Source organism: Streptomyces sp. MUSC 14 (assembly GCF_001866675.1).
Classification (GTDB): domain Bacteria; phylum Actinomycetota; class Actinomycetes; order Streptomycetales; family Streptomycetaceae; genus Streptomyces.
The window spans coordinates 183560-198145 of record NZ_MLYN01000038.1; the positions used below are offsets into that span (position 1 = coordinate 183560).

At 72.3% G+C, this 14586-nt stretch carries 13 protein-coding genes, 1 tRNA gene and 1 pseudogene; 3 read left to right on the plus strand and 12 right to left on the minus strand.

Features of this window, described 5'->3' with window-relative positions:
* The first annotated feature begins 103 nt into the window (after nt 1–103).
* Entirely contained in the window at nt 104–3484 is a 3381-nt protein-coding gene (locus BIV25_RS25450; protein ID WP_071374730.1) for a S41 family peptidase, read from the plus strand.
* A gap of 68 nt (nt 3485–3552) precedes the next feature.
* On the opposite strand, the gene BIV25_RS25455 is transcribed toward BIV25_RS25450, so the two are convergent.
* The 4 genes from BIV25_RS25455 to BIV25_RS25470 form a co-directional block, all read right to left on the minus strand.
* A complete protein-coding gene (locus BIV25_RS25455; RefSeq protein ID WP_256256052.1) occupies nt 3553–3753 on the minus strand; it encodes a hypothetical protein in 201 nt (66 codons plus the stop codon).
* Between the two features lie 107 nt (nt 3754–3860).
* The gene (locus BIV25_RS25460; RefSeq protein WP_071374732.1) at nt 3861–4745 is read right to left on the minus strand and encodes an SDR family oxidoreductase; all 885 of its coding nucleotides are present in this window, start codon (nt 4743–4745) and stop codon (nt 3861–3863) included.
* Complete coding sequence (locus BIV25_RS25465; RefSeq protein WP_071374733.1) at nt 4742–5677, minus strand: alpha/beta fold hydrolase; 936 nt, start codon at nt 5675–5677, stop codon at nt 4742–4744. Before BIV25_RS25465 ends, BIV25_RS25460 begins: the two co-directional genes overlap by 4 nt.
* On the minus strand, nt 5674–7215 hold the full coding sequence (locus tag BIV25_RS25470) for an NAD(P)/FAD-dependent oxidoreductase (protein WP_071374734.1): 1542 nt from the start codon (nt 7213–7215) through the stop codon (nt 5674–5676). The genes BIV25_RS25465 and BIV25_RS25470 overlap by 4 nt, the downstream gene beginning before the upstream one ends.
* Nucleotides 7216–7404: 189 nt before the next feature.
* On the opposite strand from BIV25_RS25470, the gene BIV25_RS25475 reads away from it, so the two are divergent.
* Entirely contained in the window at nt 7405–8040 is a 636-nt protein-coding gene (locus BIV25_RS25475; RefSeq protein ID WP_071374735.1) for a MerR family transcriptional regulator, read from the plus strand.
* Nucleotides 8041–8097: 57 nt separating this feature from the next.
* Here the strand turns inward: BIV25_RS25475 and BIV25_RS25480 are convergent, their stop codons facing one another.
* Nucleotides 8098–8901: an exodeoxyribonuclease III gene (locus BIV25_RS25480; protein WP_071374765.1), complete on the minus strand. Its 804-nt coding sequence runs from the start codon at nt 8899–8901 to the stop codon at nt 8098–8100.
* Nucleotides 8902–8984: 83 nt separating this feature from the next.
* On the opposite strand from BIV25_RS25480, the gene BIV25_RS25485 reads away from it, so the two are divergent.
* Complete coding sequence (locus BIV25_RS25485; RefSeq protein ID WP_071374736.1) at nt 8985–9461, plus strand: GNAT family N-acetyltransferase; 477 nt, start codon at nt 8985–8987, stop codon at nt 9459–9461.
* A gap of 123 nt (nt 9462–9584) precedes the next feature.
* On the opposite strand, the gene BIV25_RS25490 is transcribed toward BIV25_RS25485, so the two are convergent.
* The 7 genes and pseudogenes from BIV25_RS25490 to BIV25_RS25520 form a co-directional block, all read right to left on the minus strand.
* Nucleotides 9585–9658, minus strand: a tRNA-Ala gene (locus tag BIV25_RS25490).
* A 127-nt stretch (nt 9659–9785) separates the two neighbouring features.
* Nucleotides 9786–10976 carry a gephyrin-like molybdotransferase receptor GlpR gene (glpR, locus tag BIV25_RS25495; protein ID WP_079176880.1) on the minus strand — a complete coding sequence of 397 codons (1191 nt, stop codon included), beginning with the start codon at nt 10974–10976 and terminating at the stop codon, nt 9786–9788.
* 197 nt (nt 10977–11173) lie between these two features.
* A complete protein-coding gene (locus tag BIV25_RS25500; protein WP_177235409.1) occupies nt 11174–11794 on the minus strand; it encodes a GNAT family N-acetyltransferase in 621 nt (206 codons plus the stop codon).
* 20 nt (nt 11795–11814) lie between these two features.
* Complete coding sequence (locus tag BIV25_RS25505; RefSeq protein WP_071374739.1) at nt 11815–12345, minus strand: molybdenum cofactor biosynthesis protein B; 531 nt, start codon at nt 12343–12345, stop codon at nt 11815–11817.
* Nucleotides 12342–12821, minus strand: a complete 480-nt coding sequence (moaC, locus tag BIV25_RS25510) for a cyclic pyranopterin monophosphate synthase MoaC (protein WP_071374740.1) — start codon at nt 12819–12821, stop codon at nt 12342–12344. Before moaC ends, BIV25_RS25505 begins: the two co-directional genes overlap by 4 nt.
* Before the next feature lie 138 nt (nt 12822–12959).
* On the minus strand, nt 12960–14282 hold the full coding sequence (gene glp / locus BIV25_RS25515) for a gephyrin-like molybdotransferase Glp (RefSeq protein WP_071374741.1): 1323 nt from the start codon (nt 14280–14282) through the stop codon (nt 12960–12962).
* A pseudogene (locus tag BIV25_RS25520) lies at nt 14279–14586 on the minus strand (UTP--glucose-1-phosphate uridylyltransferase); the annotation flags it as partial. The pseudogene BIV25_RS25520 and the gene glp, both read right to left, overlap by 4 nt.

Sequence of the window (14586 nt, forward strand, 5' to 3'; positions counted from 1 at the left end):
AACCGTTTCGTACGTGGGTTGGGTCACGGTTGTCTGCTTCCCATAAGCAGCGCCGACGGGCGTACAAGTTGCTCGTGCCGTTTGCCCGGAAAAGCATAGGGAGGTGAGCTATCTGCGCCTTCCCCACCTCAGCGGCGATCTGTTGTGCTTCGTGGCCGAGGACGACCTCTGGCTGGCCCCCCTCGACGCGCCGGGCCGCGCCTGGCGCCTCACGGCCGACCGCACCAAGACCGGCCACCCGCGCTTCTCGCCCGACGGCCGCCGTATCGCCTACACGACCTGGCGCAGCCTCGACCCCGAGATCCACCTGGTCGGCGTCGACGGCGGGCCCGCCCGGCAGCTGACGTACTGGGGCAGCTCCGACACCCGGGTCTGCGGCTGGACGCCCGTCGAGAACGGGGCGAGCGACATCCTCGCGGTCGCCTCGCACGACCAGCCCTTCTCCTACTTCACCTGGGCCTACAAGGTCCCCACCGACGGCGACCCCGGCGCCCGGCTGCCCTGGGGCCCGGTCACCGACATCCAGGTCGCCGACGTCGACGGCGAACACCGGACGCTGCTGCTCACCGGCACCCCGCCGCACGAACCGGCCTCCTGGAAGCGCTACCGCGGCGGCGCCATGGGCCGCCTCTGGCTGCACGGCAAGCAGCTCGTGCCCGACATCGGCGGCCATCTGGCCTGCCCCATGTTCGTCGCCGGCCGCGTCGCCTTCCTCTCCGACCACGAGGGCGTCGGCAACCTCTACTCCTGCGCGTACGACGGCACCGACCTGCGCCGCCACACCGACCACGACGCCTTCTACGCCCGGCACGCCGCCGGCGACGGCACCCGGGTGGTCTACCAGTGCGCGGGCGACCTGTGGCTCGTGGACGACTTCTCCCCGAACGCCGTGCCGCACAAGCTGGACATCCGCCTCGCCGGGCCCGCCACCGGCCGCCGCCGCTACCAGGTGCCCGCCGCGCAGAACGTCGACGGCATCTCCGTGGACGAGACCGGCCGGGCCAGCGCCGTCGTCGTCCGCGGCAGCCTGTACTGGCTCACCCACCGCGACGGCCCGGCCCGCACCATCGCCGACACGCCCGGCGTCCGGGTACGGCTGCCGGAGATGCTGGGCACGACCGGCAAGGTCGCGTACGTCACCGACGCCGACGGCGAGGACGCCGTCGAGATCGCCCAGCTGCCCCGCGCGTCCGGCGACCGCGCCCCGCACCGGCTGGCCTCCGGCGCGCTCGGCCGGGTCCTGGAGATGGTCTGCGATCCGCTCGGCGAACGGCTCGCCATCGCCTCGCACGACGGGCGGCTGCTGCTGCTCGACACGGGAGAGGGGGAGGGCGGCGAGGCCGCGGAGACCGAGGTCGCGGCGGCCGTCGCCGAGGGCTCCGCGAACGCGGAGCAGGCCGAGGGGGCCGAGGAGTCCGGGCGGAGCGAGGTGCCGGGAGGCGCGGCCGGCCAGGTGACCGAGCTGATCCGCTCCGTCAACGGCCCCGTCCGCGACCTCGCCTTCTCCCCCGACGGCGCCTGGCTCGCCTGGTCCCACCCGGGCATCGGCCGCTCCCTGCGCGAGATCAAGCTGGCCCGGATCAAGGACCGGCTCATCGTGGACGTCACCAACGGCCGCTTCGAGGACGAGAACCCCGTCTTCACCCGCGACGGCCGCTACCTCGCCTTCCTCTCCTGGCGCGGCTTCGACCCGGTGTACGACGTCCACACCGGCGACCTCTCCTTCCCGCTCGGCTGCCGCCCGTACCTCGTGCCGCTGAGCTCGGCGACCCCCTCCCCCTTCGCGCTGAACCCCGAGGGCCGCCCGGCCGCCGGCGGACTCGACCCGGCCGAGGACGAGGAGACGGGCGAGGCCGGCACGGTGACGGTGGAGGTGGAGGGCCTGGAGAACAGGGTCACGCCGTTCCCGGTCATCGCCTCCAAGTACTCCGCGCTGCACCCGGTCGCGGGCGGCGGCCTGGTCTGGCTGCGCTGGCCGATCTCCGGCGCGCTCGGCGAGACCTTCGCCAACCCGACCGACACCAGCGGCCGTCCGACGCTGGAGTACTTCAACATCACCAAGGCCAAGAAGTCCGAACTGGTCGACCATCTCGACTGGTTCGCGGTGAGCGGCGACGACACCCGCCTGGTCGTCGTGGACGAGGGCGAGCTGCGCGCGGTCCCGTCCACGGAACCGGGCGACGGCGACACGACCGTGTGGATCGACCTGCGCCGCATCCTGCACGAGGTCGACCCGCCCGCCGAGTGGCGCCAGGCCTACGAGGAGGCGGGGCGCATCATCCGCGGCTACTTCTGGGACCCGGGCATGTGCGGCATCGACTGGGACGCGGTGCTCGGCCAGTACCGCCCGCTGGTCCAACGCGTCGCCTCCCCCGACGAGTTCGCGGACCTCCTGCGCGAGGTCCTCGGCGAACTGGGCACCTCGCACGCGTACGTCACCGCCGCCCGCCGCAACGAGGGCCCGCCGCACTACCAGCGCCGGCAGGGCCTGCTCGGCGCCAACTTCGTCCGCCGTGACGCCGGCTGGGCCCTGCGGCGGATCCTGCCCGGCGACTCCTCCGACTCCCGGGCCCGCTCACCGCTGGCCGGCACGGGCATCCGCGAGGGCTCCGTGCTGACCCATGTCGACGGCCGCCCGGTCGACCCGGTGACCGGGCCGTATCCGCTCCTCGCCGGCGCCGGCGGGACGACCGTGGAGCTGACGTTCGTGCCCGCGGACGGCGGCGCCGAGCGGGCCCGGCGGGTCGCGGTCGTCCCGCTCGTCGACGACCGCCCCCTGCGCTACCAGGACTGGGTCGCCAAACGCCGCGGTGTCGTACGGGAGTTGAGCGGCGGCAAGTGCGGCTATCTGCACATCCCCGACATGGGCGGCTCCGGCTGGGCCCAGTTCAACCGCGATCTGCGCATGGAGGTGTCCCGGCCCGCGCTGATCGTGGACGTGCGGGGCAACGCGGGCGGGCACATCAGCGAACTCGTCATCGAGAAGCTGACCCGGACGATCCTGGGCTGGGACCTGACCCGGGACGCCCAGCCGGTGTCGTACACCTCGAACGCGCCGCGTGGTCCGGTGGTGGCCCTCGCCGACGAGGCGACCTCCTCGGACGGCGACATGATCACGGCCGCCTTCAAACTGCTCAGGCTCGGCCCGGTGGTCGGCCAGCGCACCTGGGGCGGTGTGGTCGGCATGACCGGCCGGCACCGGCTGGGCGACGGCACGGTCATCACGGTCCCGATGAACGCGGCCTGGTTCGACGCCTACGGCTGGTCCGTGGAGAACCACGGCGTCGCCCCCGACCTGGAGATCATGCGCACCCCCCTGGACTGGGCCGAAGGCCGGCACGCCCAGATGGACGACGCGATCCAGCTCGCCCTGGACCTCCTGACCTCCACCCCCGCGGCCGTCCCCCCGGACTACAGCGCCGTCCCGAACCGCTCCCGCCCGAAACTGCCGCCGCGGAACAGTCGGCAAGGGGGCCGTCAATAAGGAGCGCGGGGCACCCTCCAAAGGAGGGTGCCCCGCGCCGAACAGCCGGCCGAAGCCGAGCGCAGCGGCTACGCGTCGTAGTCCCGGTCGAACCGGTCCTTCATCTCCTGGTCCGAGTCCTCGATGTCACGCATGTTCTCGTGCTTGAGCCCCCGCTCGGGCGGCGCCTGCTGCTTGCCGCGCTGCCCGGCCTGCTGACGGGCCTGGTCGCCCTTGCCCTTCGCCCGCTGCTTCGGCTCGCCGGCCTTGTTCCGGGACTGGTCCTTCATGCCCATGAGGGTTCACTCCTGTGGTGAGTGAGAAAGAAATCGGGGGAAACGGCCCCCGCCGGGGGCCTCGACCAGACTCACACGGTGGACCGGGGAACGCATGTGGATCAGTTACGGTGCGTAGCCCGCGCCGCGTCGTCGGCCGCGCCGCCCGCACCCACGAGCCCCGAGTTCATCCCCTGCAACCGGGGCGCGAACCGCTTCATCTCGCGCTGTCCGACGGTCCCGATGAGCGCCGGCAGATATCCGCGCACGCCCTGCATGCCGCGCAGCCACCACTGTCCGTACACATGCGCCGAGCGTCGCTCGATGCCCTCCACGATCCGCTCCACGGCGGGGCCCAGCGGGTACGTCTTGTTCGACGGCCACGGCAGCCGCTGCCTCAACTCCCGCATGACGTCGTCCTGGTCGGCACCGCGCACCATGTCGGTGTCGGTCCACGACAGGTAGCCCACGCCGACGCGCACGCCCTGGTAGCCGACCTCGGCGCGCAGACTGTGCGCGTACGCCTCCACGCCCGACTTGGAGGCGCAGTACGCCGTCATCATCGGTGCGGGCGTGATCGCGGCGAGCGAGGCGATCTGGAGCAGATAGCCCCGGCTCTCGACCAGCACCGGCAGGAACGCGCGCGCGGTCACCGCCGAACCGATCAGGTTGACCTCGATCACCCGCCGCCAGGCCTGCGGATCGGAGTCGACGAACGGACCGCCCGTCGCCACACCGGCGTTGGCGACCACGATGTCCACCTTCCCGAACCGCTCCTTCACCTCCCGCGCGACCCGGCTCATCGTCTCGTGGTCGGTGACGTCGGCGTACCAGTACGCACTGTCGCTGTGCAGCCGCCCGGAGACCTCCTTGAGCGCCTCCTCCTCCAGCCCGACCAGCGCGACCTTCGCGCCGCGCGCCGAGAGCTTGCGCGCCAGCAGCTCACCGACGCCGCGCGCGGCTCCCGTGACGACCGCGACCTGCCCTTCGAGGCTGACCCTGCTCATGCGCCCTCCTTGATCTGCGCCGTGACATACGTGGTGACGAGTTCCCTGATCCTGCCGATCACCAGGTCAGGGGCCTCGATCGGGGTCATGTGCCCGACGCCGGTCAGCTCGGTGAGACCGACGCACTCCGGCAGCGCGGCGGCCAGCGCGCGGGCGTGAACCGGGGGTGTGAGCCGGTCGGACGCGCCGTGCACGATCGCGGTGGGCGTGCGCAACTCCCGTACGCCGTGGTCGAGATCGAGCGCCGCGAGCACACCGGCCCACGTATGGCGCACGGCACGCGGGCAGGCGTGCACGATCCGCGCGCACGCCTCCACCATGTGCGGGGCGGAACCGGCGCCCATGGTGGCGTACTTGAGGACGCTCTTCGCGACCGGCGTGACCGGCCCGAGGGGAGCGCGCGAACCCAGGATGTGCCCGGTGATCCAGGTGCGCACGCGCCCGGCGCGCATCGGCACCACGCGCGACTCCTCGACCAGCCGCGAACTGCCCGTGCTGCACAGCAGGACGGCGGCGGCGTGCTCCTGGAAGCGGGGGCGCGTGGTCGCGGCCATGACCGTCATGCCGCCCATGGAGTGGCCGACGATCAGGGCCTTCTCCCCGCGGGCGAGCGTCCGCGCGAGCACCGCTTCGAGGTCGTCCGCCAGCGCGTGGGTGGTGCACGCGGCGCTCGCGGGACTGCGCCCGTGCCCCCTCTGGTCGTACGCGATCACCCGGTGGTCCCGCGCCAGGTCCCGTATCTGCGCCGCCCAGAAGGCGGTCGAGCAGGTCCAGCCGTGGGAGAGGACGACCGGGGGCGCGTTCTCGGGTCCGTGCACCTCGACGTGCAGCGGCGCGCCGTCGGCGGAGACGACGGTGAGTTCATGGGCGGGGGCGGGCGGGGCGTAGCGGCCGTCGCTGACGGGGGCGGGCGCGGGGGCGGGCCGGCTCATGCGGCGCCCTCGCTCTCCGCGACGGCCGCCGGCGTCCGCCGCACGGCCGTCCCGGCGGGCTCGCCGTCGGTCCGCCGGACGACCTCGTACTCCGCCAGGTCCACGCGCCGGGTCGCACCGCGGAACTCGGACGTCGTACCGGGCCAGATCGTGGTGTTCCGGCCGCTCGCGTCCAGGTACCAGCTGGTACAGCCGCCGGTGTTCCACACGGTCCGCTTCATGCGCTCCTGGACCCGGTGGTTCCAGGTCTCGACGGCGGCGGGCCGGGCGTCCAGGGCGGTACGGCCGCCGAGGACGTCGAGCTGGCGCAGATAGTCGGCCATGTAGTTCAGCTGGGACTCGATCATGAGGATCATGGAGGAGTTCCCGAGACCGGTGTTGGGCCCGATGATCGTCATGAAGTTCGGGAACCCGGCGGCGGTGGCACCGCGCAGCGCCTGCATGCCGTTCTTCCAGGAGTCCGCGAGCGTGGCGCCCTGCGCGCCGACCACCCGCTCGGCGATCGGCATGTCCGTCACGTGGAAGCCCGTACCGAAGACGATCGCGTCGACCTCGGCCTCGGTGCCGTCGGCCGCCACGAGCGTCGACCCGCGGATCTCGCCGAGCCCGCTGGCGACGACGTCCACGTTCGGCCTGGCCAGCGCCGGGTAGTACGCGCTGGACAGCAGGATCCGCTTGCAGCCGATGCGATAGTCGGGGGTGAGCTTGGCGCGCAGGGCCGGGTCCTTGATCGCGCGGGCCATGTTGCGCTTGGCGAGCTGTTCGACCATGCCGAGTTCGTCGGGGCGCTTGGTGAACGCCTGGACCTGCAGCTCCCGGATGCCCCACAGCAGTCCGCGCCGCACCTGGGTCGTGAAGGGGAGCAGCCGGTGCAGCCCGCGCTCTGCGGCGCTGATGGCGCGGTCCACACGGGGCATCACCCACGGCGGCGTCCGCTGGAAGAGGGTGAGCCGGCCGACCTGCGGCTGGATCGTGGGCACGATCTGGATCGCGGAGGCCCCGGTGCCGACCACCGCGACGCGCTTGCCGCGCAGGTCGTAGTCGTGGTCCCAGCGGGCGGAGTGGAACACCTTGCCGGGGAAGGACGCGAGGCCCGGGACCTCGGGGATCTTCGGGTCGGACAGCGGTCCGGTGGCGGAGACGACGACGTCGGCGGTCAGCGAGCCGCGCGTGGTCTCGATGGTCCAGCGCAGGTTCTCGGTGTCCCAGGTCATCAGCTTGACCTCGGAGTCGAGGCGAAGGTGCGGGCGCAGTCCGAAGAGGTCGGTGACGTGCTCCAGATAGGCCCGGATGTGCTGCTGGCCCGAGAAGGTGCGCGGCCAGTCCGGATTGGGCGCGAAGGAGAAGGAGTAGAGGTGCGAGGGCACGTCACAGGCGCACCCGGGGTAACTGTTGTCCCGCCAGGTGCCGCCGACGCTGTCGGCCCGCTCCAGGACGACGAAGTCGGTGATCCCCTCGCGGCGCAGCCGCACGGCGGCCCCGAGCCCGCCGAACCCGGACCCGATCACCGCCACCCGTACATGCTCGTGCTCGGCCATCCCGAAGCCTCCACGCATCGCCTTCGACTCTGCCAGTGAACACTGGCGCAATGGGACTGTAGAGCAGCTCCGTACCGAGCGGTAGGGGGCGGGGCGGGGAAAGTTACCGGCGGTACAACATAGGCTTCGGACGTGGCAGAGGACGCAGAACGCTCGGGGGCACGGCCGCGGGACCGGCGCGAGTACCGCATGGAGGAGCTGGCCCGGCTCGCGGGGATCACCGTGCGCACCCTGCGCTTCTACCGGGAGCGCAAGCTGATCCCGCCGCCCCGGCGCGAGGGCCGTATCGCCTGGTACGACGACCACCACCTGGCGCGCCTGCGCACCATCGCCGCCATGCTGGAGCGCGGCCACACGCTGAACGGCATCGCGGAACTCGCGGAGGCCCTCGACCAGGGCCGCGACGTCGCTGATCTGCTCGGCGTCGGCACCCCCACCGAGGAGGAGCCGGTCCGCCTCACCCCCGAGGAACTCGCCGCCCGCTTCGAGGGCGAGGTCACGCCGGAGAACCTCGCCGCGGCCATGACACTGGGCTACCTCGGCACCGACGGCGACGAGATCGTGCACATCAGCCGTCGTCTGCTGGACGTCTCCGCCGCACTGGTCCGCGAGGGCATCCCGCTCGGCGAGGTCCTCACCGCCGCCGCCCGGGTGCGCGAGCACGCCGACGCCCTCGCCGAACTCTTCGCCGACGTGATCCTGCGCCACGCCCCGGAGGAGGACCTCCACCGCCTGCGCCCACTGGCCCGCAGCGTGGTGGAGGCGGAACTCTCCCTGGCCCTCGACCGCCGCCTGGCCAAGAAGTCCGGCGAACGCGACGTCTGATCCCGCACGCCGTCGACAGGCGGGGCCGAGGTGCGGGGCCTGCGCGCGGGGTCGCCTCTACAGGTCGTAGACGACGGTCACCGGCGCGTGATCCGACCACCGCTCGGCGTGCGTGGCCGCGCGCTCCACGAGCCCCTTGACCGCCTTGCCGGCGAGCCCGGGCGTGGCGACGTGGTAGTCGATGCGCCATCCCGAGTCGTTGTCGAAGGCCCGCCCGCGGTACGACCACCAGGTGTACGGCCCCTCGGCGTCGGGGTGCAGGGCGCGCACGACGTCGACGTAACCGCCCTCCTCGGTGGCAAGCACCCGGCCGAGCCACTCCCGCTCCTCGGGCAGGAAGCCGGAGTTCTTGGTGTTGCCGCGCCAGTTCTTGAGGTCGGCCTGCTGATGGGCGATGTTCCAGTCGCCGCAGACGACCACCTCGCGCCCGTCGGCGGCGGCCCGCGCGCGCAGCTCCTTGAGATGGACGAGGAACTCGTCCATGAAGCGCACCTTCTCGTCCTGCCGCTCGGTACCGACCTCGCCGGAGGGCAGATAGAGGGAGACGACCGTCACACCGGGCAGGTCGGCCTCGACGTAACGGCCACTGCCGTCGAACTCGTCCGAACCGAAACCGATCCGGACCCGGTCCGGCTCCCGCCGCGTGTAGAGCGAGACGCCCGCGCGCCCCTTGGCGGCGGCCGGGGCGTGCACGACATGCCAGCCGTCGGGCTCCCGGACCTCCTCGGGCAGCTGGTGCGGTTCGGCACGCACCTCCTGGAGGCAGACGACGTCCGCCTCCGTCCGGGCGAGCCACTCCACGAAGCCCTTCCTGGCGGCGGCCCGCAGCCCGTTCACGTTCACCGAGGTCACAGTCAGCACCAGGGCACGATACCGGCACACTGGACGGAGTCCGCCCGCACCGTCCGACGAACACCGTCCTGCATAGAAGTACGATATCCAGCATGAATATACGCCGTGTCCGCTTCGATCATCCCGACGCCGTCACGCTCAACGACGAAGTCCAGGCCGAGTACCAGCTGCGCTACGGCGACGGCGGAGACGCCACGGTCCTCGACACCGCGGACTTCGACCCGCCGCGCGGCGCGTACCTGATCGCGTACGACGAGCTCGACCGCCCCGTGGCGACCGGCGGCTGGCGCAGCCAGGACCTCAACGACGAGGGCAACGAGAACGGCGACGCCGAGCTCAAGCGCATGTACGTGATCGAACGGATGCGGGGCCATGGCCTGGCGCGCCGCATACTCGCGGCCCTGGAGGAGGACGCCCGCGCCGCCGGCCGGGTCCGCATGGTGCTGGAGACGGGCAGCAGGCAGCCGGAGGCCGTCTCCCTGTACACGTCGAGCGGTTACGAGCCGTGCGCCAAGTTCGGCTACTACCGCTTCCACGACGAGAGCCTCTGCTTCGCGAAGAAGCTCTGAGCCGGCAACTCGGATCACACCAGGCCCGCTTGAGCCACGGCAGGCCTGGCCGCGGTCCGACACTCCGTCCGGACACACGATGAAGCCCCTGTCGACTACTGCCGACAGGGGCTTCATGCTGCGTGGACCTGAGGGGATTTGAACCCCTGGCCCCCTCGATGCGAACGAGGTGCGCTACCGGACTGCGCCACAGGCCCTTGCAACGAGTGAAACTCTAGCATCCCCATCGGGGTGCTTGGAAATCCGTTCCGTGACTGGTCACAGCGGGGGTCCCCGGAAGGGGCGCACCCGACGAGGAGCGCACCGGGGCACGTGCGGGCGGGGTTACTCGTTCGCCGCGCGCGGGCGGTCGCCGTCCTCGTACTGATCGAACAGGGGCGTGCGTCCACGCTCACGCGCCCGGCGCGCGGACGCGGCGCGACGCGCATCGCTGCGGCCACCCACCGGCTTGTCCTCGGTCACGGCCGCCTGCCCGTCCGCGTCGGCCTCCGCCGCGTGGACGGCCTCCTGCTCCGGCGCGACCGAGCTGGAACGCGCCGAGCTCCAGGTGTCCGGCGCCCCCAGGTCCACGTCGGACGTGGCACGGGGCGCCACCGGCGCGGTCACGTACGTCGGCAGGGGAACCGGTACGGGCTCCCAGCTGTCCCCGCCGGGCCGCCGCTGCCGCTCACGCTGCTGGTCGACCCATTCGGCGTGGTCGGTCTGCTCGACCAGGGCGCGCCGGTCCGCGGCGAGCGCGGAGAGACCGGGATCCGTCTCGGCCTCCTGGACCTCCTCCGCTTCGTCCGCGCCGGCGCTCGTCTGATCGAGAGACACGCGCCGACGCGGCTGACGCTCGCGCTCCCGCAGCCGCTGCGCGGCGACCTCGGCCCGCCGGCGGTCCATCTGGTAGGCGAAACGACGGCGCTCCTGGGAGCGCAGGTACGCGATGTACCCGCTGAGCATCACGGCGGGTGCGGCGGGCGCCCACAGGAAGGCGAGCCCGCCGACCGCGGCGACGATCGCGCCGAGCGTGAAGCCGAGGAAGAGCATCACGGTGGTGCGACGACGGCGCGCCAGGACCTTCAGGCGCCGGTCCCGCGCCGCGGCCGCCTGCGCCGAAGCTCCGCGCCGCGCGGCAGGCACCGGCCGCTGCGGGGGCGCGGACGCCGGCTTGGGCGCCCGTACGGGCTCCTGTTCACGTGCCGCTTCCGCCCTTGCGGGTGACTCGCCCCCGGCGTCCGCGTGCGCCTGACGACGCGTCGGAGGCATGGCGAAGGCCCGGACGTCCACCGAGTCGGTGACGGCGTCCGGGTCACCGGCGTCCGGCTCCCCCTCCTGGGTGGAGCGCGCCCGCAGGTCCCTGGCGTATCGACGCTCCATGCCCGCCCGCCCGGACAGCAGCCGGATGGCGGTGCTGAAGCGTTCCGTCGGACGGGCCTCGTTCAGCTCGTCCTGCCTACGGAGCCACATAGGCACCAAGTAGGCGGCCCAGGCCCCGACAATGACTGCGTAGATGAGGCCGCTGCTGCTCACGTCTCACACCGTAGAGGGGTTTGCCTGAGGCCATCCGCCAATTGGGCCGGTGTGTCGCACGATCTGGCTGATATTTCCAGCTTTTTTTGCGATCCATGCGATCAGAGGACCGCCTCGGTCGCGAATTCAATGCCCTGAGACGGTCAGCATCCGATCAATTTCGAACACATATTCAATTCTGGAGGTCCGGGCGTGGCCTAGGCGGGATTCCCCGGCGTGTTCTGCGGATTCTGGGAGCGTGCCCGCTGCCAGCGCGCGAGCAACCCGTCGGGCACCTCTTCCGCGGTGAGCGCGAAGACCAGATGGTCCCGCCAGGCCCCGTCGATGTGCAGATAGCGCGGCCGGAGCCCCTCCTCGCGGAATCCGAGTTTCTCCACGACCCGCCGGCTGGGCCGGTTCTCGGGCCGAATGCAGACCTCGATGCGGTGCAGCCCGACGGCACGGAAACAGTGATCCACCACGAGCGCGACCGCCGTCGGCATCACGCCGCGGCCGGCCACCGACTCGTCCACCCAGTACCCGATGTGTCCCGAGCACATCGACCCCCAGGTGATCCCGGCGACCGTCAACTGCCCGACGAGCCGCCCCTGGTACTCGATGACGAACGGCAGCATCCGGCCCGCGTTGGCCTCCGACCGCAGGTGCCGGACCATCTGGCGGTACGTCGGTCGGTGGGTGATCGGCCCGCTCGGCGTGGGCGGCGGAATGGTCGCCTCCCAGGGGCGCAGCCAGTCCCGGTTGCGCCGGTTCACCTCGCGCCAGGCTCGCTGGTCGCGCACCTTTATCGGCCGGAGGACGACATCGCCGTCCGCCAGCACGACGGGCCAGTAAGGGCTGTTCAGCTCGCACCCCCTGGGGGTACCTCCCAGGCCTTTCGGGCACTGGGGGAGGGTCTGGGGTGGTCGCCGCCGCGGATCTGGTCGACGGCGTGGACCAGCAGGGGCTCCAGCACGGCGAGGCCGTCGCGCACCCCGCCCGTGGAGCCCGGCAGATTGACGATCAGCGTCCGTCCCGCCACCCCGGCCAGGCCCCGGGACAGCACGGCGGTCGGCACCTTCTCCCTGCCGAACGCCCGGATGGCCTCCGCGATGCCCGGCACCTCGTAGTCGATCACCGCGCGGGTCGCCTCGGGGGTCCGGTCGGTCGGCGAGACGCCGGTGCCGCCGGTGGTGACGATCGCGTCGTACCCGGCGGCCACGCCCGCGCGCAGGGCCTCCCGCACGGGATCGCCGTCGGGCACGACCCGGGGGCCGTCCACGGCGAACCCGAAGCCCGTCAGGCCGTCGACGATCATCGGGCCGCCCCTGTCCTCGTAGACACCGGCCGCGGCCCGGTTGGAGGCGGTGACCACCAGAGCGCGGTAGCTCATGCCCGGCTCCAGTCGCCCGATGTGCCGCCCGTCTTCTCCTCCACCCGTACGTCCGTGATCACCGCTCCCTTGTCGACCGCCTTGACCATGTCGATCACGGTCAGCGCGGCGACCGTGACGGCGGTGAGGGCCTCCATCTCGACGCCCGTACGATCCGTCGTCCGCACGGTGGCCTGGATCTCCACGGCGTCGTCCGCGACCGACAGATCCAGTTTCACACCGGACACCGACAACGGGTGGCACAGCGGGATCAGGTCCGGGGTGCGCTTGGCGCCCATGATGCCCGCGATCCGCGCGGTGGCGAGGGCGTCCCCCTTGGGTACCCCCTCGCCGCGCAGCAGCTCGACCACGCGGGGCGAGACGAGCACGCGGCCGCTGGCACGGGCGGTGCGCGCGGTCACGTCCTTCCCGGATACGTCGACCATGCGGGCGGCGCCCGCCTCGTCGATGTGCGTCAGTCCGTCCTGCGTACTCATGCTCTGTGCCGCTCCCGGTCCGGGCCCGTCACAGTGCGGTGCGCGGGCCTGTTGTGCGCGCCACGGTACCGCCAAGTCGGCGCACGCACCGGGTCAGGACCCCCGTGGGGCCCCGTCGCTCGCTCACGCGCGCGTGCGTCAGCCGAGCAGGACGACCTCCACCTCGTCGCCGGGCTCGACGGAGTCCGCGTCCTCGGGGACGACGATCAGCGCGTCGGCGTGCGCCAGCGCCGCGATCAGGTGCGAGCCGACGCCGCCCACCGGGGCCACCTCGCCGTCGGCGTAGGCGCCCCGCAGGAACTGCCGGCGCCCCTTGGGCGAGCGCAGCGCCCCGTCCGCCTTCAGGGTCGCGCGCGTGCGGGGCCGGTGCAGGTCCACGAGGCCCATCAGGGCGCGGATGGCGGGACGGACGAACAGCTCGAAGGAGACGTACGACGACACGGGGTTGCCGGGCAGGGCCAGCAGCGGCGTGTGGTCGGGGCCGATCGAACCGAATCCCTGGGGCTTGCCGGGCTGCATGGCGAGCTTGCGGAACTCCACTCCGCTGCCCGCCTCGTCCTCGTCGCCGGCGTACGACAGCGCCTCCTTGACCACGTCGTACGCCCCGACGCTCACCCCGCCCGTGGTCACCAGCAGGTCGGCGCGGATGAGCTGGTCCTCGATGGTCGAGCGGAGCGTGCCGGCGTCGTCGGCGACCGCGCCCACCCGGTAGGCGATGGCTCCGGCGTCCCGCGCGGCGGCGGTGAGGGCGAAGCTGTTGGAGTCGTAGATCTGACCGGCGGCCAGATCCTCGCCGGGCTGGACGAGTTCGCTGCCGGTGGACATGACGACGACGCGCGGGCGCGGGCGCACGCGTACCGTGCCGCGGCCGATCGCGGCGAGGAGCGCGATCTGCGGCGGGCCGAGGATCGTGCCGGCCTCCAGGGCGCGTTCGCCCGCCTTCACGTCGCTGCCCTTGGCGCGCACGTGCGCGCGTGCCTCGGCGGGACGGTGCACGCGCACCTGTCCCTCGGCGCCCTCGGGGGCCAGGCTGCGCGCCCGCATGCCGCTCACCGGTCCCTCGCCGAGCCCGCCGTCGGTCCACTCGACGGGGACCACGGCCTCGGCGCCGGGCGGCAGCGGGGCGCCGGTCATGATGCGGGCGGCCTGCCCGGGACCGACCCGGACCGGATCGGCCGCACCCGCCGCGACGTCCCCGACGACGTCCAGGACGGCCGGGAACTCCTCACTGGCGCCCTCGACGTCCGCGACCCGCACCGCGTACCCGTCCATGGAGCTGTTGTCGAACGGCGGCAGGGACACCGGCACCATGACGTCGTCGACCAGGACGCAGCCCTGGGCGTCGAGCAGTTGCAGCTCGATGGGCTCCAGGGGGCGGACGGTGGAGAGGATGTCCTCCAGGTGCTCGTCCACCGACCACAGATGGTCCGGGCCGGCGGGGCGGGTCACGGCGCTGCTCAAGATTGCTGCATCTCCTCGGCTACGTAACTGCGAAGCCAGGTCCGGAAGTCCGGGCCCAGGTCTTCACGTTCGCACGCGAGTCTGACAATGGCACGCAGATAGTCGCTGCGGTCACCGGTGTCGTAGCGGCGGCCCTGGAAGACGACGCCGTGCACGGGTCCGCCGACCTTCTCGTCCTGGGCGAGCTGCTGGAGGGCGTCGGTGAGCTGGATCTCGCCGCCGCGGCCCGGCTCGGTCCGGCGCAGTATGTCGAAGATGTGCGGGTCGAGGACGTAGCGGCCGATGACCGCGTAGTGGGACGGGG